Raw genomic sequence first — 23286 nt, forward strand, 5'->3', positions numbered from 1 at the left:
ATCAAACAATTGAGTCATCAATAGGATCGGGCTTTAGCCCGATATAAAAAATATGAATACATTTGGCTTTAGCCGAAACCTAAAATTAAGTTTCAGCTAAAGCCATTTGAATGGATAATTATTTATGAATGGGTTAAAGACCATTCCTATTGAATTTCGTATTTTGGCCAAAAATAACCTATGAAACAAACTATCGGATTTCTCTTCTTTTTTATGTCCATCATTATTTCTGCACAAAGCCTTACGCTTTCTGATAAAGAGCTGAAAAAGAAACTGGACTCTATCAAAACTGAAGGAAATCTACTCTACTCTTACGAAAATGCGTCATGGCATGCAGGAGATCTTGTAGGCAGCAATAAAAGGCTTGCTGAAAATACCGGAAGCTATATCACCTATCAGAAAAATGACACCATCAAAACTTCCTTTCTTAATAAAGCCGGTAATATGGTGATCGCAGAACTTTCTTTCAAAAATAACCAAACAAAACCTGTCAAAGAAAATTTTAAAGAAAGGGTAATTAATGAAACTGAAAACACTTTAAAAAATATCCGCTCAACTGTTATCCCGCAGTTATCTGATCCAAAATATGCGGTAACAGTACCACAAGGCTATAGTCTTAATATGATTATTATTCCGTTTAATGAAAACTATAAAGTATATTTAATACCAGGTACCTCACAATCCGGAGTCATTCCTTTCGGAAATGATTATCTTTTTGTTTCTGATAAAAAAGGGAATATTCTTTCCCATAAAAAATTTCATTCAAGACTTATTCCAACCTCTACAGTATTGGAAAATGGAGGAACAGTAACAATGTCTACTCACAGCCATTTGGTAACCAATCCTTTTATTTCGGCAACGGACATTTGTACGTTTAAACTCTATGCACCGCTTACAACGTTGGAAGAATTTTCGATTTTGTCAACAGCTTTAGGAACTTATATTAAATACAATTATAAAAAAGACAATATTGAGGTGGTTAAGAAACCTTAATTATAAAAATATTTAAACCATCAATAGCGTCGGGTTTTAGCCCGATGTGAACAATCGAAATAAAATTGGCTTTAGCCGAAACCTAAAATAAAGTTTTGGCTAAAGCCATTTGAAAGGATAATTATTGATAAACGGGCTCTCTTCGACTAAGCTCAGGATAATATTCCTATTGAATGAATTCAAAAATAAAAGGGAGCTGTTTTAAAGATAAAAACAGCTCCCTTTTATTATTTTAAACTGATATTACTCAGCAATTACTCTTACCATTCCTTTCACCTGTACAAGCTTTTCCATCAGCTCTTCTCTGGAATCTGCGAGAACATTGATATGTCCCATTTTTCTTCCCGGTTTGGTTTCTGTTTTTCCGTATAAATGAATGTAAGTTTCAGGAAGCTTAAGAACATCATCCATTCCTTCATACACTACTTTTCCGGAATATCCTTCTGCTCCCACCAGATTCAGCATTCCACTGTAAGTAATAGCATCGGTATCTGCTAAAGGCAAGTTTTTCACCACACGATACATCTGCTCAAATTGTGAATTGGTATTTCCTTCCTGGCTCTGGTGCCCTGAATTGTGAAGCCTTGGAGCAGTTTCATTCACCCATATTTTTCCTTCTTTATCAAGGAACAATTCAATAGCAAATAACCCGGGAGAGTTTACTGCCGCTAAGAATTTTTCCGTAATAGAATCAATCTGATTCTGAACATCTTCTGTTAAAAGAACCGGACATACATTGAAATCTAAAAGATTCAGCTTTGGATCGGCTACCATTTCCGTTACCGGGAAAATATTGGTTTCTCCTTTTTCGTTTCTTGCGACGATAACAGAAAGCTCTTTTTCAATATCAACAAGACTTTCAATCACAGAAGCTTCTGTCCATAGATTCTGATAGTCTTCTTCCGTTTTAATCACCTGTACTCCTTTTCCATCGTATCCTCCGGTATTCATTTTCTGAACAAACGGCAATGGCATGATGATTTTCTCATCACTGTTCCATACCACCTGAAATTCCGGGCTTGGAATATCATGAGCTTTATAAAATTCTTTCTGAAGGATCTTTTGCTGAATTGTTTTGATGATATTGGCATTAGGAACCACTTTTATTCCCTGTTTTTCAAGTTCTGCCAATGCATCAGCATTTACGTGCTCAATTTCAATGGTTACAACATCTTTATCTTTTCCGAAGTTCAAAACCGTTTCATAGTCATTGAAATTTCCCTGTGTAAAATACGAGATATTATGACATGGTGCATCAGAAGCCGGATCCAGAGTATAAAACTCATCATCATACTTCAGTGCACTTTGTATCAACATTCTTCCCAGCTGTCCGCCTCCCAGAATTCCTATTTTCATTTTTTATTTTTATTAGATTTACTCTTATTGAATTTTATCAATTTTTAAATACCCTAGCCCCATTGGGTTCTCCTGATTTTCTTCATCAGACTTTTGAAGAATGATCGTATATTTTTCTTTCATACAGGCAGGAAGAATATCACTTACATTGAAAATATCATCAATATCCACTCCATGCTTATCATCAATATGACTTACTGCACCTTCAAACCCCATGGTCTGATAAAATTCCGTAGCTTTTGCTCTTTTTATAATCTCTCCCATAGACTGCCCTACCATTAAGTGCTGCTCATGAAATTCTTCAAAGAAACCAGGTTTATAACCACCTAAATTCAGAAAAAACAACTGGTTTTCTGATGTTTTTTCACCTTTTTCTACAATTTCCACCTTGTACCCGTCTGCAAATCTCACTTCCTGGTAACAATCCAGGTGAATTTTTCCCTCTGCTTCCTTCCAAAATTCTTTCATATCAGGAATCAGATCTTTCAGATTCTCCGCTATTCCGAAGAAAACATCGTGCTGCTCTATATTTCTGCCTTTGGGTGTTGCCCCGAGGATGACATAAAATAATTTCAATTCATTTTTCATGCATACAAAAATACGTTAAATTTATCTTTTTCAAATGTTTGGCAGACTACTACAATAATTTTATATTTGTAGTATTATTTGTAGTATGTCAGAAATCATCATACTCTTCCTTGGCGCAATTTCCGCGGGTCTTTTAGGTTCACTTACGGGTTTAGGAGGGGGAGTTATCATCATTCCTTTATTAACGCTAGGTTTTGGCGTTCCAATGCATTATGCTATCGGTGCTTCGCTCATTTCTGTGATCGGAACCTCTTCCGGTGCGGCTGTAGCTTTCGTAAAAGAAGGTTTTACGAATATGAGAATCGGGATGTTTCTCGAAATAGCCACCACCGCAGGAGCTATTGTGGGCGCTCTGGTTTCAGGAATGCTTAACCCAAATACAATTGGAATTATTTTCGCAAGTATTCTTCTTTTAACGGTTATTTTAAATCTTAAAGGAAAGCCAGATCACCAGGAACCTTTGGTGAAAGGAAGTCTTGAAGAGAAACTGAAACTGTACGGAACATTCCCTGATAAAGGAGTTTTGAAAAGCTATTCTGCAAGAAATACCATTCCTGGATTTTTGATGATGATGTTTGCAGGGGCAATGTCCGGACTTTTAGGAATTGGTTCCGGTGCGTTGAAAGTATTGGCAATGGACAATATGATGAAGCTTCCTTTCAAAGTATCTACCACTACCAGTAATTTCATGATCGGAGTAACAGCAGTAGCCAGTGCCCTGATCTATTTTCAGAGAGGTGAAATTATTCCGGTAATTGTAGCTCCGGTATTGATTGGTGTTGTCATCGGAAGTTTTATAGGATCAAAAACCCTGATGGTATCAAAGACCAAAAAATTAAAAGTATTTTTTGCCATTGTGATTACCATTCTTTCAATTTATATGATGTATAACGGTATCAACAAAAGCTTCAGATAATGAAAAAGAATTTTACAGATGTAGATCTGAACCGTTCGGTAGGAAACCTTCTGAGATTAGGTGTTATTCTTTCTGTGGCTACATCGCTTATTGGTTTTATTAAGTTATTTTTTGAAGGCTTTAAAATGCCCGAAAAATATACCAGCCTTGTGGTAGGTACTTCTTCTGAAAAAGTATGGGGACATTTCTGGGACTCTTTATGTAAAGGAGAAGGTACGGCTATTATTCAGCTGGGTATTCTTTTGTTGATCTTCACGCCCCTGATGAGAATTGTTTTCGCTTTAATAGGCTATTTAAAAGAAAAAGACTACGTATATGTAGTCATTTCTTCTATTGTTTTAGCGATTATGGCAGTGAGTTTCTTTGCAGGTTACGCCCACTAATTTTTACATTTCATAGAACTCTAACGGCAGCTGGTCGGGATCCTGGGTAAAGAAAAATTCTTTTCCGGTGAATTCGTCTATGCGGATTTCTTCACAGATTAATCCTTTTTCTACCAGTTCATTTCGTTTTTCTGTAACATTCTCCACGGAGAAAGCAAGATGCCTTAAGCCACATGCTTCGGGGCGTGACGGACGTTGTGGAGGATCCGGAAAAGAGAATAATTCTATCACATAATGCTCACCGATTGCCAGATCAAGTTTATAAGACTGTCTTTCTTCACGGTATACTTCACGGATGATATTCAGCTCTAAAATTTCTGTATAAAATTTCTTTGAAACAGCATAATCTGAACAGATGATGGCAATATGATGGATTTTCATTTTTTTAATTTTAATCTACTTCTTAATTCTATTATTGTATTTCTTTACAGTTATCTTTTCTTCTTGTGTCAATAATATACTGAATTTTCCATTCATTATTCTGCTTCACCAGTTGAAAACTATTTGCTCCACAATGTGATAATTTTCCTTTTAAATAAAAAGAGTAAGGCGTAAATACACTTGCCAGATTTCCATCCGTATGAATGGCTTCTACGATAATTCTTTCCTCCAAATCTCCCTTTGGAAACTTAGAAACTGAAGTAACAAAATCATGTATACTATCACTTTTTACAGTACCGTCTTTTGTGATGGTTTGAAGCACTGCATTCTCCGCAAAAGCTGATTTCACCAATTCCGGATCTGTATTTTTCATACCAAGAAACAGATTACGGATAGGTTTTTCAATATCCTGATTCTGCTGACCGAAAACTGAAATACTGACGAGCAGAAGAATACAAGCAATTTTTTTCATATGATGAATTTTAAGAAATAAAAATAGGGAAAATAATGGTTCAGCTGAACGATTTTTCTTCAAATGCTACCATCATATAGAATGACAACATTTGTTAGTATCATTTTAATTGTTGATATCCTGAACCCTTGTCATTCCGTAGGAATCTAAGTAGGATGTTTTTATTTTAAGTTGATAGTTTGGATTCCTACAGAATGACAATATTGGTATTTATCTCATTCTTAGATTGATGACAAAAGTTTTATCGTTCCGTAGAAATTGAAAAAAGAAATCATAGTCATCAGCATAGAATGAAAGTTACCATGAAACACAACATTAAAAATTCTAAAACATTTTTTTGTAACTTTTGTGAAAACAAACACACAAATGATAGAATTTCCAACAGGTATATACACCTATTATATCTATATTTTGACCAATAAAAGCAGAAGTGTTTTATATACAGGGGTGACCGGTAATCTTCACAAAAGATTATATCAGCACAAAACAAAGTTGAATCCTACCAGCTTTACAGCAAGATATAATCTTGAATTTCTAATTTACTACGAAAAATTTGATTGGATTCATCATGCTATTGAAAGGGAAAAGGAAATCAAAAACTGGACAAGAACTAAAAAACTTGAATTAATAAGATCTGTAAATCCTAATTTAGAATTTTTGAATTATTTGTTTGAAAACTGGAATTAATGCTATGATAATTAAATTTCTATGAATATCAATTATTACATATTATCAACTGAATGTGTAATAAAACACGAATTTTGTCATTCCGTAGGAATCTAAACAAAGTATAATTGAGGGAGCTTGGATTCCTGCGGAATGACAAAAATGAAAACAAACAAACCAGTATGAAAGAACTGTCGCATAGAAAACCCTAATATCATTATACTAAAAAAGTGGGCTTTAGCCCACTCCTATTGAATATTTATTCTTATTTAAAATTTCATCACATCTTTCACTACTCCATTTTTCTGAGTGTGTTGTAATAATTCAGCTTCAATAAAGGCTTTGATCTGTTCTTCAGACCCATTATTCGGGAACAGAAGGTGAACATTCGCTCCTGCATCCAATGTAAAGAATAAAGGAAGTCCGGTTTCTCTTCTGAAATCCCAGATTTTATTGATAACTTCCAATGTTCCTGTTTTCATCAGGATAAAAGCAGGATCACTCATCATCATCATTGCATGTAATGTAAGTGCCTCATGTTCTACCAACTTGATAAAACGTTCCATATCTCCGCTTTTCAGGATCTCTTTCATTGGGACAAAGTTTTCCCTTGCTTCCTGGAATCTTCTTTCTGCATAAGGATTGGTATTCATCAAACCATGTCCTACCGTTGAAGAAACACTTTTCTGGCCTTCATGAATCAATAAAACCCAATCATTAAAATTTTTGAAAACTTCATGAATTTCAGTGTCGGGATACTGTACTCCGAACAAATCTGAACTTCCTGTTACCTCATCAGTTTCTCCCCACACCACAAGTCCGTTGTACAAGCTTCGGCATGCGCTTCCACTTCCTAATCTTGCTAAAAATGAAGCTTTTCTCAAAGATTCTTCTTCAGAAGTTTTTTCTGTAAAGGAAGCATCCAACGCCATCAGACATTTTGCAATGGCTCCAAATCCTGAAGCTGAGCTGGCAATCCCGGAACTGTGTGGAAATGTATTCTCTGTTCTGATGATATATTTCCCTTTTAAAATCCATGGAAGATACTGTTCTATATTTCTGAAATATTTTTCAATTTTTTCGGCAAACTTCACTTCTTCATTTCCAGCAAGGAAAGTCTGCACTGAAAAAGATTCATCTGCTGTAAACTCCATTGAAGTATTGGTTTTACAATGGTTTAAAGTATAGCTGATACTTGGGTTTGCAGGAATCTGATCCGCATATTTCCCCCAATATTTAATCAGGGCAATATTAGACGGACAGCTTTCTGAAACCGTTTGGGTATGAATGGTGAAATTTTCTTTTCCTATAAAATCTTGTGTCGTCATAGTTTAATTTAAGTCATTATTTTGAACCACCCCGTCAAAAATTCTTTGAATTTTCGCCACCCCTCCAATAAAGGGGAATTTTTACGTCTTCAGTTGTAATTGACGTGAAAACAGGAGATCAAAAAAATTTTAGTACATCTTCTCTATAATATCTGCATATTTTTTAATGACCACATTTCTTTTGACTTTCAGTGTAGGAGTGATTTCTCCTGTATTGATGTCAAATTCTGCCGGCATTAAAGTAAATTTCTTCACTTTTTCATAGTCTGCCAGGTGGTCCTGTAATTCTTTAATTTTTTCTTTGTAAAGATGAACTATCTTTTCATTTTTTACAGCCTCTTCCCAATTGGTAAAAGGAATATTATTCTTTTTGATATAATCCTGTAAAAATTCAAAATTAGGAACAATCAATGCTGAAACAAACTGCCTTCCTTCCGCAATCAGCATGATCTGCTGAATAAAATTATTGTTGGTTAAAAGGTTTTCTATCTGTTGTGGAGCGATGTATTTTCCGTTGGAAGTTTTCATCAGGTCTTTGATTCTGTCTGTGATGATCAGGTTTCCTTTCTCATCAAACTTTCCAGCATCACCGGTTTTAAACCATCCGTCTTCTGTAAATACTTTCTCGGTTTCTTCAGGTTTCTTGTAGTATCCTTTCATGATTCCGTTCCCTCTGGCCTGGATCTCATCATTTTCTCCGATACGCATTTCTACTCCCGGAAGAGGTTTTCCACTCGTACTATGTTCAAAATGAGTAAGAGGGAAAAGAGTTAACGTAGCAGTAGTTTCCGTTAATCCATATCCAACAGTCACGTGAATTCCCACCGATTCAAAGAAACGGGTCACTTCCGGCGACAATGAAGCTCCACCACAAGGTAAGAACCAAAGTCTGCCACCCATTTTTTCTTTTATTTTACTGAAAACCAATCGGTCTGCTATAGCTTCTTTGAATTTTAATCCAAAAGGAATGGGTTGTTCATTTCTTCTTAATTCGGCAGTTTCCCATCCGGTTTTAAGTGCCCAGTCAAAGATTTTTTTCTTCAATGATGAACCTTCTTCTGCTTTTTCCAAAACGCCTGCATATACTTTCTGGAAAAATCTCGGTACGGCACACATCGCTGTAGGTTTTACTTCTTCCAATGCTTTGGCGACATTTTTCGGATCTTCAAGGAAATACACGCGGGCACCACCATATAAACAAAGTAAACTCCAGCTTCTTTCAAAAACATGGCTTAAAGGTAGGAATGCCAGTGAAAGTTCTTCTTCAAAGTTTTTAAACTTAAAAAATTCAAAGTGTGAGTCGAATGCTTTGATAAAATTCCCATGGGTAAGCATTACTCCTTTTGGGATTCCGGTAGTTCCGGAAGTATAGATTAATGTAGCGATATCATCATTTTCTTTCTTACAGATTTCCAGCTCCGGTGAAGCTTTTGCAATGAAATCTTCAAGATAAAAACTGTTGAATTCTTTCTTGATCCAAACCGCTTTTTTGGAAACAATAATCGTTTCCAGATTATTTTCTTCTTTATGTAAAAACTCAAGGCAGGCATCGTACTGCATCTGATTTCCTACTAAAACTGCTTTAGCTCCGGAATCGTTGATGATATGTTCTGCCTGTTCAGCATTATTTGTGGAATAAATAGGCACTGTGACTGCACCGATAGCCATTGAAGCCAGATCCATAATCATCCATTCTGATGAATTGTCTGAATAAATAGCGACTCTGTCATTCTCCTGAACTCCGGATTCTTTTAAGGCATTGGCTGTTTTAAAAATAATTTCACTGAATTTTTTCCAGCTCAGCTCTTTCCAGGCTGCATCTTTCTTTTTAAATCCGATGGCCGCTTTTATAGGATGTTTTTCTACATTTTTAAGGATAATTGCCTCTGCAAGATTCATTTCTTCAGCTTTTTGTCGTTAATATAATTGTTCAGGTGAAAGTCAATACTTTCTTTTACGGGAATAAACTGATAGTTCAGTTTTTCTTTGACTTTGTGATTGGAAATGGTGTTGAATGAAGAAATGGCCTCAATATTTGATTTGGTGACCATTTTGAGTTTTGGAATCAGCCATCCGAAAAGGGTGTTGGCTACTCTTCCGATATTGAGTACAGATTGGGAAAGAATTCTTGCCTCTTTAAGTCCCAATCGGGTTCTTACCTGTTTGGCAAGGTCTGCATATCTGTTATTTTCAGCAACAATAATAAAACGTTCTCCGAAAAGGTTATTTTCCATTAATCCGATAGCCGTATTGGCAACGTCTCTTACGTCAACATAAGCAGAGCCTCCTGAAAAAGTAAAGCTATTATCTTCAAAGGTTGAGAAAAGTTCACCGCTGCTTTGACTCCAGTTTCCGCTTCCTACAATCATTCCAGGATTGATGATCACCACATTCAGGCCTTCTGCTGAAGCTCTCCATGCTTCCATTTCAGACAAATGTTTGGAAATAGCATAGGCAGAATGTTCCAGTTTCGGATTAAAGTCAGATTCTTCATCCAGTTCTCCTTTTTCATTAAAATTATCAAGAACGGCAACAGAACTTACATGAAGAAATTTTTTAACCTCTGATCCTTCGCAGGCATACAAAAGATTTTCGGTACCCTTAATATTGGTACGGTACATTTCTTTTTCGTCTTTGGGATGAAAACTCACTTTTGCAGCACAATGATATACCTCATCTACACCTTGCAGTGCAGTTTTTAAAGAATCGAGATCATCAAAATCTACGTTTACCCATTCGATTCTATTAAAAAAATCGTCAGGATTCTCCGTATAAAAGCTGTATGAATGCTTTACTTCGTTTAAATTGCTGCCCGGCCGTTTGGAAGCACGTACATTTTCCCCTCTTTTAAGAAGTTCCAGTACAATTATTCTTCCCAGAATTCCGGTAGCACCCGTTACAAAAATCATTAATTATTTTACTTGATTGCTGACTAAAATATAACAATATTTTCTATCCGGCAATTCTTCCGGATTGGTAAAAATTCTTTAGAAAAACCGTTTTTGCAAATTTGCGATTTTTAAAGCATAATTCAACTTAATTTAACCAATATTATCATTCACAGGACAACAAACTTAAAAGTCCTGAAAGAATTTACATCTTTCAGGACTTTTATATTCAAAAATATATGCAGCTATTTAAGCCATTACTTCATTATTTCTTCTTGGAGCTTTATCGCAAAGAACATCTGCAATACTCTTTGAAATAAGGTTTCCTTCTGTAAGATTATCCAGCCAGAAAAATTCTCCTGCAGCATTGATCTCGATGAAATAATATTCGTCTTCAGGGGAAACAATCATATCTATGGCTCCATAATCTACATGATAAACATCAAGCAGTTCAAGGAGTTTTGCTTCTACATCTGCCGGAAGTTCTGTTCTGTTCCATTTATCAATCAGATTGACACCATCTTTTCTCCAGTCTACTTTGGCATCTTCAGACTGTTGAGAATCTATTTCGAATGCATACACATCTCTTCCCACAATAGTAATACGAAGTTCTTTTTTCTTCCGAATCATCTGCTGAAACTGCATAGGACAGTACAACAATGAATCCAGCTCTTCCAGTTTATCTTCGCCAACAACGTTCGTAAATACTACATTTTCTACTCCATCTTCATAAATGGCAAAACCGGTCTGCATTTTGGCAACCACATTCTGATGTTTTACAATAAATTTCCTTGCTTCATCCGGATTGTTGGTAAGACAGGTTGCCGGAATGGTCAGCCCTAATTTATCTGCAATTTTCAACTGTTCTTCCTTGCTGTCAAGTCTTCTGTAAACACTTGGTTTTCCTAAAGAATAAGCATCCACAGATTCAAAGAAACCGAAAAGGGTATTTCTGATTTCTCCCATAGCCGCACCGTAAAATTTAGAGTCCATTTCTTCTTTTAATCCTTTTCCGATATTGTAGGCTCTTCTGTACCAGATGGCTGAAATATCGTCCAAACGATGTTTTGCTTCAGGCGTTTCCAGGTAACTTACCCATTCTCCATCCTGGAAAATAGTGGATAGTTTGTTTTGTAATGGATAAACGTCTACATCAAAGCGAATGACTTCACAATTATTTTTTTCAATGTATTCTGTTACTTTCTCAATGGAAAAATTATCTGCGGTATGGGTAATTATTAAAATTTTATTCATGGAAATTAATTCTTTTGATAAGGTTGTCGGCAATTCTTTCTGCAATAGGAAATCCCAACTCTTTCTGAAGCATTCCCCACTCTCCCTGAGGATTGACTTCAAGGAAATAATAGGCTCCGTCTCTTCCTTTGATCATATCGATCGCTCCTATATAAAGTCCCATTTCGTTCATCATGGAAGTAAGATTTACTTTCACAGCATCAGGTAATTCATATGCTTCCCAGAAATACCCTTCGCGGGCTACTCTCCAGTCTGCATTTTCACTGTTATTGATTTTTCCTGTGAAGAACTCACCATCTACATATACGATTCGTAATTCATATTCTTTGTCAATATAGGGTTGAAAAATCATCGGACAGTAAGCGATATCTGAAAGGTGTTCCAAGGATTCTTCCTCAATAACTGTAGTGGAAATCATGTTCTCTCCTGACATTGTTTTTGCGGTAACTCCGTGAAGCTTAGCAATGGCTTTTCCCTGGCAGTATTGATAAAAAAATGTTGTTATTTTTTCTTCATCATTGGAAAAAATGGTTTTGGGAATGGTTAAGTTATGTCTTTGGGCAATTTTCAGCTGAAATATCTTATTTCCGTCTACTTTTTTTTCATTTTCATAAGGGTTGATCCAGGGAATATGTTCTAAAGCGGTCATCAGATTATACCTCAGGCTTCCATATTCGTTGAGAAAGATTCTTTCATAATCCTGATCCAGTTCTTCGGGAGCACTGATCCTCCAGGCTTTTCTGTGCCATACGCCTTTTATAGTGTCAGAATGGATCGTATTTCCTAATTCATCTGTCAGTTCAAATGAATCTTCATGAATACTGATTTTCTGAAGGTGATTCAGACGATCGGAATTCAATCTGAAATAAGGAATATTTTGGGAGCTCAGATATTCGAAAAAGAGGTCAATATTATAAAAATCCTGTGAATGGGTGATGCAGAGAATCATTTGCCGATTGTATTAAAAAGGGAAACTTACTATTTAAGTTTCCCCTACTATTTTATTGAATATTCGTTCTGATCTTACAGTGGAAGAGTGATTGTATCATCATCACCATCAGAAGGATATTTCAGCGTGTGCATCATATCATCTTTTGGAGAAGTTACCGTATCGATTGTTGGTTTTGTGATCAAATCTCTTTCAGCAAGTGTAATGTCACTTCCTCCTTTTACCGTTTCCGGATCTTTAACCTGTTTTTCTAAGAATGATGCGAAAAACGGCTTCTTCTTTGAGTTGTTGCTTTTCATAATGTTTTAGTTTTGGTTTGATATATAATTTAGCTTAAGCTTTAGTATATTTCTTATGCTTCTAAAACATCCTCATCACCGTCAGAAGGATATTTCATCGTTACATTGTCATTGTCAGGTTTTGTAACATTATCCTTAATAGGAGTAGTAATCTGATCCTGAAGAGATGTAGTAATCTGATCTGCCAATACAGAAGTAATACCTCCTCCTTTTACTGTTTCAGGGTCTTTAACCTGTTTTTCTAAGAATGACGCAAAAAATGGCTTCTTTTTTGAATTTTTGTTTTCCATAAGTTAATATTTTTATTGTTTTTTGAAAATCCAAAGTACAAAAAATTCAAATCATGGAGAAATAATATTACGTTTTAATAAAAATTTAACATAATATCACAAATCAAAGAATAAAATCAATTCAAACCCAAAAACTCCTTAACTACATTTGCGAAATCAACAGGGTTTTCCGCCTGTACCCAATGTCCTGCATTCTTTACCGTCACTATTTTAGCTTTAGGGAATTGCTGCTTGATACCGAATTCATCCTGTGGCAGGATATAATTGGATTTTGCCCCTGCTATAAACAATGTTTCGCCTTCAAAAACTCCGAATTTAATCGCATTGGAAACAAATTCAGTATATTTTTCAGATAAAGTCTTAAGATTGAATCTCCAATACAGGTTTTTATTGTCATCCCAATACAGGTTTTTTGTCAAAAACTGCACAGTAGATCTTTCGGGAATATATTGGTTCAGAACAGCTTCTACTTCATTTCTTGAAGATACTGTATCAAAATCTACCGTTTCCAGCGCTTTGATAATTCCCTGATGATGCGGTGGATATGCTTTAGGTGAAATATCAACAACAATCAGTTTTTCAACACGTTCAGGATATTTTATAGCAAACTGCATTACTGCTTTTCCTCCTAAAGAATGCCCTAAAACATGAGCTTTCTGAATTCCGTAATGATCCATATAACGGGCAATATCATCTGCCAGATCATCATGAGACATGCTGTCTGAATGAAAGCTTCTTCCATGGTTTCTAAGATCGATCAGGTGTACCGGAAGATATTCTCCCAGATCCTTTCCGAAACTTCCCCAATTGTCAAGCATTCCGAATAATCCGTGAAATACAAGAAGTGGCGTATTCGTTACATTTTCGCCGAATATTTTTGAATTTAAAATTTCCATATTTTTAGAAGTTAGATGTGAGAAATCAGAAGTTAGATAAATCATGCATAATCTGTTTATGCTATTTTTAATATAATTGAAGTTGTACTAACTTCTAATCTCTAACTTCTGGTTTCTTATATTTTACCATTTTGCCAGTCTCTTCAGATAAGCCTGAACTGTATTTTCCAATCCCATATAAAGTGCTTCAGAAACCAAAGCATGACCGATAGACACTTCCAAAAGGTTGGGAATGGTATCTGCAAAGTACTTCAGGTTTTCTAAGCTCAGATCATGTCCGGCATTGATTCCCAATCCAAATTTAGTAGCTTCCACTGCAGTATCGTAATAAGGTTTTATGGCCTGTTCTTTATTGATAAGATAATTTTTTGCGTAAGCTTCTGTATATAATTCTATTCTGTCTGCGCCTGTTTTTGCAGCATATTCTACAAGCTCAGGTAAAGGATCCAGGAAAACAGAAGTACGGATTCCTGCTTTTTTAAATTCTGCAATAATCTCTGTAAGGTAATCAAGATGTTTTTTGGTATCCCATCCTGCATTGGAGGTAATAGCATCATCAGCATCCGGTACAAGAGTCACCTGCTCCGGTTTCACTTCCAATACCATATCAATAAAATCCTGATGAGGATTTCCTTCAATATTAAACTCAGTCGTAACCAACGGCTTCAGATCATAGACATCTTTTCTTGTGATATGCCTTTCATCAGGTCTTGGATGGATGGTAATTCCCTGTCCTCCGAATTCCTGAATTTTTACAGCAGCTTCTGTAACACTTGGGGTTTCACCTCCTCTTGCATTTCTTAACGTCGCAATTTTATTAATGTTTACGCTTAGTTTTGTCATTGTTATTTTAGATGTTAGATATGAGAAGTTAGAAGTTAGATGACAAATGGTAATTATCATTTCACTACTACACTTTTATACCACTATTAAATTTTACACTTATTATGTTATCTAAACATCAGTTGTAAAGAAGCTTAGCCCCTAACTTCTAATATCTAGTTTCTAATTTCTATACTTTAATGCTTACCTGCATTACCTGAAGCTCAAATTCTTTTGAAGCCACTAATAAATGGTCAAAAATATCTGCCTGTATCTGCTCAAAACGTTCCCATTGGGAATCATTGGCAAAACAGTATATTTCAAGGGGTAGCCCTTGTGGAGTAATCTCCAGCTGACGAACCATTCTGGTTCCGTTTTTATCTATATCAGGATCATTTTCAATATATTTCTGTGCATAATATCTGAAAACACCAATATTGGTAAGCTGCCTTCCATTCACTACTTTATCTTTATGCTCCAGACTTTCCTTTTCTTTTTTGATCTCTGATGCTCTTTCTTCCAGGTAATCCGAAATAAGGTTAATTTCCTTTAAGCGCTCCACATCTTCATCAGTAAGAAACTTAAAAGAATTAATGTTAAAATAAATTGATTTTTTTATTCTTCGGGTATTAGATTCAGACATCACCTGCATATTCTTGATCTCGGTGGTCATCAAATCATAAGTGGGAATTGTTGAAACTGTTTTATCAAAATTGGTGATTTTGGTAGTCAGAAGATTGATTTCTGTAATATTTCCTTCAATGCTGTATTTGGGAATACTCACCCAATCTCCTACTTTTAAATTTTTAGAAGTAGCTACATGCAGACCTGTTACAAACCCCAGAATAGTATCCCTGAAAACCAATACCAGAACAGCTGTAATCGCCCCCAGACTTCCTACAATAGTTGTTCCCTTGATTCCGAAAATCACACAAAGCCCTACTACAGTAAATATAAAAAGTCCTAAGATTTTTACGGTTTCTGAAATGGCATTGAGTGCCATTATTTTATAGAAATCCTGTTTGATGCTGAAATAATTTCTGAAAGCAGTCAGCGATCTGTACAGCATTCCTGCCAATATCAATACCAGCCCAAGATTGATACATCTTATGATAAAAATGGTGGTCTTCGGCAATGCATTTTCCGGAAATATAGATCCCTGGATCCCAGCTACAGCAATCAACGCAGCAAAATGAGCTACTGAATTGGTGATCTTCGACTGGTAAACAGATTTTAAAATGGGAAATTTCTGCTCATTATGAAATAACCTGAACACAGAATTGATAATGAATTTAAAGATAAAATCAGTAATAAAAAACAGGACAAGAAGTAAGCTCAGTTTTACAATAATATGAAATACCCAATCCAGCCCGGAGGGTGATATCTGGGTAATATAAATGTAAAGCTGTTCGCTCAGCTCCTGTATAAAGTTTTTGGTTTCTTGTAACTGGTCATTCATTACAGCAAATTTATGAAATTAAGAATCATCATTTTACTATTCATAATCAATTTTCATCCCAAAAAGTATTATCCGGAAAATTTCATATAAAAAAAAATCGTGAACTCAACTTTAAAATATCAAATCTTCTACAACCCTTGATTATAAATGAAAAATTAACTACAAATAACACATTTAAGTAAAAAATATTAAAATAAATTACAATTTAAGTGTTTTAATATTAAAAATTTATTAAATTTGGTTAAAACTAAACCCATCAAAATCAATTAAATATGAGACAAAATTACTTGTTCATCGTACTATGCAGCCTTGTGCTCTTAGTAAACTGTAAAGGAGGTGATGACTCAATGAGCCCAGAAGATTCCAAAAAAGTACCCACCGGAACTATAGAAGGTAAAGTATTTGCTAAAAACGGAACAAAACCCATTGGCGGTGCCACTGTATTCACTATTGATAGCAAAAATCAGGTTTATCACACTTATTCCAATACTGATGGTACATTCAGCCTTACTGCACCTGAAGGAAATACAACTCTTCACATTCAGACTGGGAACGGTCTTAATTTTAGAACAGAGATTCCTGTTACGGTAAAAAAGGATGAAACAACCACTGTTCCCACCAAAGATTCAAAGCTGAATCAGATAGCAAAAATAGCTTATGTAGAAGGCAGTTATGACGAAATAGAATCTATTATTACAAGTCTTGGGTATACGGCGACAGAAATCAGCTATCACGATTTAAAAAATTTCAACACCATTTCTCAGTATGATATTATTTTCCTGAACTGTGGTTCGCGTAATTTGACACAAACGGGAACTAATAATCCGGGTAACGATGTTTCTGTTTTCAATAATCTCTCTACTTTTATCACGAATGGCGGAAGCATTTACAGTTCAGACTGGGCAGCAGCGTATCTGGTAGGAGGAGATAAAAACGCTCCCTATTGCGGCGTTTATGGAGGATTTCTCGATCTTCCAAAAATTTGTTTTAATACCAATGGAAATGTCGCTATGTATAACAACTGTAGTGTTTCCAATACGGCTATGGCGTCAGCAATAGGATTTAATACATTAAATATTCAATATGATCAACCTTTGTGGCAAAAAATCCAGCATTATGATCCTTTGTTCTGGGAAGTATTGGTACAGAAAGATAATGAACCTCTGATGATAAGAACCAATAAGTATGTGGATACAACAGCTCCTAAGATCACAGTAGGAACATCTTTAAACAATAACCATATGACGATCTGCCATCATACAGCCAATGGAAACACTGTTACCATTACCATTAATCAGAATGCGTGGAATGCTCATCAGGCACACGGCGATTATATGGGATCATGTTCAGGAACTACCAATAGCGGAAATATCTATTATACTACATTCCATAACCATGCAAGTGGAAATATCGGTAAAACAGGACCGATTCTGGAATACGTAATCTTAAATTTGTAATAAAATTTTATAACTCAGTTCTCAAAGTGGCTTTTTATAAGGCCACTTTTTTTATATTGCATGTATATTTTTTAAAAGAATGGATACAACAATTATTAATATTTTCTGCCTTATTCTCTTATTTATTGGAATATTGGGAACTTTTCTTCCGGTATTGCCTGGTCTTTTGCTGAGTATCTGCGGACTGTTGATCTATAAATTCGGGACGGATGCTGATCTTTCCATGGTTTATATATGGGCATTCGGAATTCTTACGCTTGCTTCTGTAGTGTTAAGTTATGTAATTCCGGCAAAGACCAACAGAAAGTATGGAGGTACGCGTTGGGGAAGTATTGGTTCTGTCATTGGAACTATTGTTGGGATATTTATTCCGATCCCGTTGGGATTTCTGATAGGAATGTTTGCTGGTGTATTTATCGGTGAGTTACTTCACGACAGCAAGGATATGAATAAAGCCTTACGATCCACTAAAGGAGCGCTGATTGGATTCATTTATGGAACCGGATTCAGTTTTGTGGTAGGAGTGGCAATGTTTTTGGTAGTATTACTTAATATGTTTAACGTCATTTAATTAAATATAAGAAACTATGTTCCATAAAATTGTCATACTCAGTCTGGGAATATTTGCATTAACAGGATGTGATGCCCAAAAGAAATCCAGGATTAATACAAAAACTACTGAAATGTCCACAGGTACAAAAACAACAAGCTCTCATAATCAGAAAGACGGTGTTATATACCTGACTGAAGGAGAAAATAAGTTTTTACGAGAATACCAGATGAATGTGACATTCAAAGGAGTTTCTGAAGACAGCCGTTGTCCTGAAGGAGCCCAATGTATATGGGCGGGTGTTGCTCTTGCACAGGTGGAAGTAATGGGAACATCTACCCGACCAATGACTCTGAACCTTGCAAGCGCAGATTATCCGGCAAGAAATTATCATCAGTCGACAGAATTCAACAGATATACCATTACATTACAGGACATCGCTCCTTATCCCAAGTCACAAGACGGAACAAAAGCATTAGCCGGAAAATATAAAATCGGAATTACGATAAAAAAAGCAGATCAATCTGCCGATTCTACCAGGAAATAGGCTTCTTCCCTTTGGAAACAAGATATTCATTAATTTTTGAGAAAGGCTTGCTTCCAAAAAAACCTCTGTACACAGAAAAAGGAGAAGGGTGTGCCGATTTAATAATAAAATGTTTAGCCGGATCTATGAGTTCGGCTTTTTTTTGTGCAAAAGCACCCCATAAAACAAAAACCACATTCTCTTTTTTATCTGAAATTTCTTTAATGATAAAGTTGGTGAATTTTTCCCAGCCAAGGTCTTTATGAGAGTTCGGTGTATGCGCACGAACCGTTAACGTAGCATTCAGTAATAAAACGCCCTGTTTTCCCCAGTCATCAAGTTCTTTAGAAGTTCTTACCACTCCCAAATCATCTTTCAGTTCAATAAAAATATTTTTCAGTGATGGCGGTGCAGCAACCTGCTCAGAAACAGAGAAACACAAACCATTCGCCTGATAATCATTATGATAAGGATCCTGACCAATAATCACCACTTCAACATCATCAAAAGCTGTAAGTTCCAATGCTCTGAAAATCTGATTCTTTGGTGGAAAAACTTTGGTTGTTGCATATTCATTCTTCACTTTCTCCCAAAGGGTGGTAAAGTATTCCGTACTCTTTATCGGGGCTAAAATTTCTGTCCAGGTCATAGTGCAAAAATAATAATATTAAAATAAAATAAGAGCCTTCATTATACTTTAAATATCTTCACTTTTCTTTCAATCAGCATATACGAAAAATAGGACAGCAATAATGAAAAGGAGATTAATAACAGATTATTAAGATGATAAGAATTTACAATAACGAAATTTTGTTTCTTCACCATATAATGGATGATGTATAATGAGTAAGAAATATTTCCTAAAAAATACACCGCTTTAGTTTCTAAAAATACTTTCAGATAATTTGACTTTCCTTCATACAGATATTTGATCATCAATGCTGATAATAAAGGGATAAACAAGAGCCCTTTTTCAATAAATAACATGAACACAAACAATAGGAGAATGATATAAAGGATCAGGTTTTCTTTCTTCATTTTAAATGGTGGCAGAAGAGCAATTCCAATTCCAAGAAAATAGGAAGAAACCGTTCTTAGCAGAGAAACCAGTCCGTAAGGAAGATCAAGATATCTTGGTGATTCCCCTACTTTCATTGGATGTTCAGAACCTATATACAAATGATCGGGAATATAAGGAAGTGCAAACCTCAAAACCAAACTGGCAATAATTAAAATTTCGCTGCGTATTTTATAATGCAGGACAAGCCATAGCATAAAAGGGAATGTTAAGTAACAAACCCATTCTGTACTTAACGACCAATAGACCACATTCAGCAGATAATCAGGATTAAAAAAACATTGTAACAAACCGGCATTAATAAGAAATCCTGCTACAGAAGTCTTCATTAAAAACAAGGCAATAAAAACAACCGATACAATATAGACCGGGTAAATTCTGTTGACTCTCTTTTTATAAAAAACTTCTATTGTTTTATAATTCAGATTTTTAAATTTATCAGAGTAAGAAACCGTCAGTAAGAAAGCACTCAGCACAAAAAAGATATCAACGGCTACATACCCCTTTCCTACTATATCCTGAATGACTTCATTCCTAAAAAAACTAAAATGAAAAAACGCTACCCATAATGCAACAATCCCTCTAAGTCCCGTTAAAGATTTTATTTCATTTTTCATATGTAATTTCAATCGGCGATAAAGATAGAGAAAAACCTGTTAGATTTCCTACGGACGATCTCCGGATAGCCTTTTCAAACTAAAGATAATATTATCCGGAAACCCTTCATCTTTTTTTCCTTCCTGCAAAACGAAATGATGTTTTACAAGAAGTCCTTTTGAGTTTTCATTGAATGTATTGGTAATGGCCACAATTTCCTGTAAAAGGAGTTCGTTAAATCCATACTCTACTACCGCATTCAAAGCTTCAGACATAATCCCCTGTCTGTGATACTCTGGTAACAGTTCATAGCCAACTTCTGCTTTTTTCCGGTCTTCAGAAAAATTCCAGAGACAGATGGTTCCGATAAGATGAGACTGATCTTTTAAAGAAATTCCCCAATAGACCGTTTGATTATTTTGAGTTCTTTGCTTAATCGTCAAAATAAACTGAAGCGCATCATAGTTGGTCTTTGGTGAAACTCTTTTCACAAATTTATTGACTTCCGGATTGCCTCGGATTTTTAAAATATCTTCTGTATTATTTTCATTGATTCCTTTTAAAATCAATCTTGAGGTTTCTAGTTTCACATCTCAAATGTAATAAAAAGAATATCATAAATTTTCATAAGCATAAAGGTTATTGCATTCTATTACTTATTTTGAGTAATCAAAGCAATACGACTACATCACTGATGAAGCAGAAGAATAACCGAATCGCTTAGAAAGAATCAATGTATTGATTCCACTCTTTGCTTCCTTAAAGGAATAAGGGTTAGTAATAAAAACTTTGCGTTAAAAAAAATTGATCTTTTTTGAAGTTTTAAAATTTTTAATAAAAAAAAGGAACTCCATAATCATCAAATTCACAGTTAATTTATTCTGTAAATCTCTCAGATATACGTAATAATCAAAATTCTCACTAAATTTGCACTGTGTATATAGATAAAGAAGATTTAGACGAATTAGAGTTTCCGCAATTGCTCGCGGAAATCTCCCCATTTGCGTATTCTCCGAAAACAAGAGAAAAAATTCTTCAACTTCGTCCGATGGAAATTGACGAGGCGGAACTTTCATTAAAAAAAACCTCAGAATATCTGTCGAGTTTTGAAAGTTCAAATGCGATTCCGTTTGATGAATATGAAGATATTGAAAGTGAGCTGAAATTGATGCTGATTGAGAACTACCGTCTGGAAAATGCTGCTTTCATCAAAATAAAAACCATTACGGAACAGATCGGAAGACTTCAGAAATTCTTCCCTACCATGCCGGAAACGTTTCCTACTTTATTAGAAGAAGTTTCTGTACTGGAATTCAGAAAAGAGATCATTGAGAAGGTAGATAAGGTTTTTAACCGTTTTGGTGAAGTAAAAAATGAAGCTTCTCCAGCTCTGAAAGGGATAAGAACTGAAATCCAGCTTGCTAAAAAGGCGATTCAGGAAAATTTCAACCGTGCGCTTACCACGTATGGACAGAGTGACTTTCTGGATGATATCCGGGAAACGATTATTGACGACCAAAGAGTTCTGGCTGTAAAATCAGGATTCAAAAAAAGGGTTGCCGGAAGAACATTAGGAATTTCCAAAACAGGTTCCATCACGTATATTCAGCCGGACAGTGTGGTAAAGCACTATTTCAAGCTTCGTGAAAATGAAGAGGAAGAGAAAAAAGAAATTGATAAAGTTCTCCGTCAACTTACAACAGAACTGGCGGAATTCCAACCTCAGCTATGGAGATATCAGGTTTATATTTTTGACCTTGACCTTACGAGAGCTAAAGCAAAATTTGGTGAAGTGATCAACGGAGTTCTTCCGAAAATCAACCATCATAAAACGCTGAGACTAAAAGATGCTTATCATCCTCTTTTATGGTTAAGAAACAAAGTTGAAAACAAAACAATCCACCCTCAAACCTTAACTTTAACAGATCATAACAGAATTATCTGTATTTCCGGTCCAAATGCCGGTGGAAAATCAATTACCCTGAAAACGGTAGGATTACTGCAACTGATGATTCAGAGTGGTATTCTGGTTCCGGTTCATCCTAAGTCTGAAATGTTTTTCTTTGAGAAAATCATGACTGATATTGGGGACAACCAGTCCATTGAAAACCACTTATCAACTTATTCATCGAGGTTGAAGAAAATGTCCGGAATCATTCGTGAGGCAGATGCCAATACGCTTCTGCTTATTGATGAATTTGGTACAGGTTCTGATCCTGAGCTTGGAGGTGCGTTGGCAGAAAGTTTTATGGAGTTTTTCTATGACAAAAAGAGTTTTGCCATCATTACAACGCACTATACCAATATTAAACTGGTAATAGAACAGCTTCCGAACGCTCAGAATGCAGCTATGCTTTTCAATGAAGAGACATTGGAACCGATGTATAAGCTGGAAGTGGGACAGGCAGGAAGTTCATTTACTTTTGAAGTTGCGGAAAAGAATAAGATTCCAAGATTCATTATCCATTCTGCGAAGAAAAAAGTAGAACATGATATTGTTAATCTTGACAAAACGATTGTAAAACTGCAGCAGGAAAAATTTGAGGTTGAAAAACTGAAATCTGATCTTGCAGAAAGGAAAGAATCTGTAGAAGATAAACGTGATAACCTTCAGAAACTAAATGAGCAGCTTCAGCAGAAACTGTTCAATTTCCAGAAGCTGTATGAGGAAGAACACCGCAAACTACAGTTCGGGAATAAGATTGAAACATTCATCGACAGCTATACCAAAGGAAAATCCAGAAAGGATGTGGTAAAAGATTTTGTAAAACTTCTTGAACAGGAGAAATTCAGAAAACTGGGCAGTGATAAGGATGAAACCAAACGTCTGCAGGTTGTTAAGAGAAAAATCACTCAACAGCTGAAAAAGGAGGATGTTATTGAAAAAATTGCTGAAACCAATGAAAAACTGGAAGAGAAACGTAAAACTGACCGTGCTGTGTGGATGAAAATCGGACAGCGTGTTCGTATTACCGGAAGTACCAGTGTAGGAACCATTGAAAAAATTTCCAGAAATAAAGTGATTGTCAATTACGGAACTTTCAAGACCACGATTGATGCAGATGAACTTGAGAGAATTTAATAAATAAGAAATTAAATTAACGCAAATACAAAGAGAGAGCACCCAAAGGTACTCTC

General features: G+C 35.5%; 25 protein-coding genes. 8 read left to right on the forward strand and 17 right to left on the reverse strand.

Annotation, left to right across the window (positions count from 1 at the left end; genetic code table 11):
• Positions 1-180 precede the first annotated feature (180 nt).
• Positions 181-993: a hypothetical protein gene (locus ACKTTZ_RS01135; RefSeq protein ID WP_051934645.1), complete on the forward strand. Its 813-nt coding sequence runs from the start codon at positions 181-183 to the stop codon at positions 991-993.
• Positions 994-1236: 243 nt separating this feature from the next.
• Here ACKTTZ_RS01135 and ACKTTZ_RS01140 read toward each other — a convergent pair whose 3' ends face one another.
• The gene (locus tag ACKTTZ_RS01140; protein ID WP_034699873.1) at positions 1237-2349 is read right to left on the reverse strand and encodes a 5-(carboxyamino)imidazole ribonucleotide synthase; all 1113 of its coding nucleotides are present in this window, start codon (positions 2347-2349) and stop codon (positions 1237-1239) included.
• Between the two features lie 24 nt (positions 2350-2373).
• On the reverse strand, positions 2374-2937 hold the full coding sequence (locus tag ACKTTZ_RS01145) for a DUF1543 domain-containing protein (protein ID WP_253317639.1): 564 nt from the start codon (positions 2935-2937) through the stop codon (positions 2374-2376).
• An 85-nt stretch (positions 2938-3022) separates the two neighbouring features.
• Here ACKTTZ_RS01145 and ACKTTZ_RS01150 point away from each other — a divergent pair, with 85 nt between their 5' ends.
• Positions 3023-3853, forward strand: a complete 831-nt coding sequence (locus ACKTTZ_RS01150; RefSeq protein ID WP_034699871.1) for a sulfite exporter TauE/SafE family protein — start codon at positions 3023-3025, stop codon at positions 3851-3853.
• A complete protein-coding gene (locus tag ACKTTZ_RS01155; protein WP_034699869.1) occupies positions 3853-4236 on the forward strand; it encodes a DUF1634 domain-containing protein in 384 nt (127 codons plus the stop codon). Before ACKTTZ_RS01150 ends, ACKTTZ_RS01155 begins: the two co-directional genes overlap by 1 nt.
• 3 nt (positions 4237-4239) lie before the next feature.
• Here the strand turns inward: ACKTTZ_RS01155 and ACKTTZ_RS01160 are convergent, their stop codons facing one another.
• Entirely contained in the window at positions 4240-4617 is a 378-nt protein-coding gene (locus ACKTTZ_RS01160; RefSeq protein ID WP_034699868.1) for a VOC family protein, read from the reverse strand.
• A 31-nt stretch (positions 4618-4648) separates the two neighbouring features.
• The gene (locus tag ACKTTZ_RS01165) at positions 4649-5089 is read right to left on the reverse strand and encodes a nuclear transport factor 2 family protein (RefSeq protein WP_407847024.1); all 441 of its coding nucleotides are present in this window, start codon (positions 5087-5089) and stop codon (positions 4649-4651) included.
• A 366-nt stretch (positions 5090-5455) separates the two neighbouring features.
• Between ACKTTZ_RS01165 and ACKTTZ_RS01170 the strand changes: the two genes are divergently transcribed.
• On the forward strand, positions 5456-5776 hold the full coding sequence (locus tag ACKTTZ_RS01170) for a GIY-YIG nuclease family protein (RefSeq protein ID WP_407847025.1): 321 nt from the start codon (positions 5456-5458) through the stop codon (positions 5774-5776).
• 248 nt (positions 5777-6024) lie between these two features.
• Here ACKTTZ_RS01170 and ACKTTZ_RS01175 read toward each other — a convergent pair whose 3' ends face one another.
• The 10 genes from ACKTTZ_RS01175 to ACKTTZ_RS01220 form a co-directional block, all read right to left on the reverse strand.
• Positions 6025-7083: a diphosphomevalonate/mevalonate 3,5-bisphosphate decarboxylase family protein gene (locus ACKTTZ_RS01175; protein WP_407847026.1), complete on the reverse strand. Its 1059-nt coding sequence runs from the start codon at positions 7081-7083 to the stop codon at positions 6025-6027.
• 129 nt (positions 7084-7212) lie between these two features.
• Entirely contained in the window at positions 7213-8982 is a 1770-nt protein-coding gene (locus ACKTTZ_RS01180; protein WP_034699865.1) for a long-chain fatty acid--CoA ligase, read from the reverse strand.
• Complete coding sequence (locus tag ACKTTZ_RS01185; RefSeq protein WP_407847027.1) at positions 8979-9992, reverse strand: NAD-dependent epimerase/dehydratase family protein; 1014 nt, start codon at positions 9990-9992, stop codon at positions 8979-8981. Before ACKTTZ_RS01185 ends, ACKTTZ_RS01180 begins: the two co-directional genes overlap by 4 nt.
• A 228-nt stretch (positions 9993-10220) precedes the next feature.
• Positions 10221-11225 carry an MvdD family ATP-grasp ribosomal peptide maturase gene (locus ACKTTZ_RS01190; RefSeq protein ID WP_407847028.1) on the reverse strand — a complete coding sequence of 335 codons (1005 nt, stop codon included), beginning with the start codon at positions 11223-11225 and terminating at the stop codon, positions 10221-10223.
• A complete protein-coding gene (locus tag ACKTTZ_RS01195) occupies positions 11218-12174 on the reverse strand; it encodes an MvdC family ATP-grasp ribosomal peptide maturase (RefSeq protein WP_034699861.1) in 957 nt (318 codons plus the stop codon). Before ACKTTZ_RS01195 ends, ACKTTZ_RS01190 begins: the two co-directional genes overlap by 8 nt.
• A 74-nt stretch (positions 12175-12248) precedes the next feature.
• The gene (locus ACKTTZ_RS01200) at positions 12249-12473 is read right to left on the reverse strand and encodes a microviridin/marinostatin family tricyclic proteinase inhibitor (protein WP_034699858.1); all 225 of its coding nucleotides are present in this window, start codon (positions 12471-12473) and stop codon (positions 12249-12251) included.
• 53 nt (positions 12474-12526) lie between these two features.
• Entirely contained in the window at positions 12527-12763 is a 237-nt protein-coding gene (locus tag ACKTTZ_RS01205; protein WP_034699857.1) for a microviridin/marinostatin family tricyclic proteinase inhibitor, read from the reverse strand.
• 116 nt (positions 12764-12879) lie between these two features.
• Positions 12880-13659: an alpha/beta fold hydrolase gene (locus ACKTTZ_RS01210; protein WP_407847029.1), complete on the reverse strand. Its 780-nt coding sequence runs from the start codon at positions 13657-13659 to the stop codon at positions 12880-12882.
• 123 nt (positions 13660-13782) lie between these two features.
• On the reverse strand, positions 13783-14502 hold the full coding sequence (locus tag ACKTTZ_RS01215) for a pyridoxine 5'-phosphate synthase (RefSeq protein WP_034699854.1): 720 nt from the start codon (positions 14500-14502) through the stop codon (positions 13783-13785).
• Positions 14503-14671: 169 nt separating this feature from the next.
• Entirely contained in the window at positions 14672-15940 is a 1269-nt protein-coding gene (locus ACKTTZ_RS01220) for a mechanosensitive ion channel family protein (protein WP_034699852.1), read from the reverse strand.
• 272 nt (positions 15941-16212) lie between these two features.
• On the opposite strand from ACKTTZ_RS01220, the gene ACKTTZ_RS01225 reads away from it, so the two are divergent.
• The 3 genes from ACKTTZ_RS01225 (at position 16213) to ACKTTZ_RS01235 (ending at position 18494) form a co-directional block, all read left to right on the forward strand.
• The gene (locus ACKTTZ_RS01225; protein ID WP_034699844.1) at positions 16213-17397 is read left to right on the forward strand and encodes a carboxypeptidase-like regulatory domain-containing protein; all 1185 of its coding nucleotides are present in this window, start codon (positions 16213-16215) and stop codon (positions 17395-17397) included.
• Between the two features lie 79 nt (positions 17398-17476).
• The gene (locus ACKTTZ_RS01230; protein WP_034699841.1) at positions 17477-17968 is read left to right on the forward strand and encodes a DUF456 domain-containing protein; all 492 of its coding nucleotides are present in this window, start codon (positions 17477-17479) and stop codon (positions 17966-17968) included.
• Positions 17969-17984: 16 nt separating this feature from the next.
• Complete coding sequence (locus ACKTTZ_RS01235) at positions 17985-18494, forward strand: hypothetical protein (protein WP_407847030.1); 510 nt, start codon at positions 17985-17987, stop codon at positions 18492-18494.
• On the opposite strand, the gene ACKTTZ_RS01240 is transcribed toward ACKTTZ_RS01235, so the two are convergent.
• The 3 genes from ACKTTZ_RS01240 to ACKTTZ_RS01250 are packed head-to-tail and all read right to left on the reverse strand — an operon-like array spanning position 18481 to position 20738.
• Positions 18481-19122 carry a uracil-DNA glycosylase gene (locus ACKTTZ_RS01240; protein ID WP_034699835.1) on the reverse strand — a complete coding sequence of 214 codons (642 nt, stop codon included), beginning with the start codon at positions 19120-19122 and terminating at the stop codon, positions 18481-18483. The genes ACKTTZ_RS01235 and ACKTTZ_RS01240 overlap by 14 nt on opposite strands.
• 41 nt (positions 19123-19163) lie before the next feature.
• Positions 19164-20168 carry an acyltransferase family protein gene (locus tag ACKTTZ_RS01245; protein WP_407847031.1) on the reverse strand — a complete coding sequence of 335 codons (1005 nt, stop codon included), beginning with the start codon at positions 20166-20168 and terminating at the stop codon, positions 19164-19166.
• Between the two features lie 48 nt (positions 20169-20216).
• Positions 20217-20738 (reverse strand): GNAT family N-acetyltransferase, encoded by a 522-nt coding sequence (locus ACKTTZ_RS01250; protein WP_407847032.1) that lies wholly within the window; start codon positions 20736-20738, stop codon positions 20217-20219.
• Between the two features lie 344 nt (positions 20739-21082).
• Between ACKTTZ_RS01250 and ACKTTZ_RS01255 the strand changes: the two genes are divergently transcribed.
• Positions 21083-23230 (forward strand): endonuclease MutS2, encoded by a 2148-nt coding sequence (locus ACKTTZ_RS01255; RefSeq protein WP_253317647.1) that lies wholly within the window; start codon positions 21083-21085, stop codon positions 23228-23230.
• Positions 23231-23286 lie beyond the last annotated feature (56 nt).

This window comes from Chryseobacterium sp. KCF3-3, from assembly GCF_045865955.1.
Taxonomy (GTDB): domain Bacteria; phylum Bacteroidota; class Bacteroidia; order Flavobacteriales; family Weeksellaceae; genus Chryseobacterium.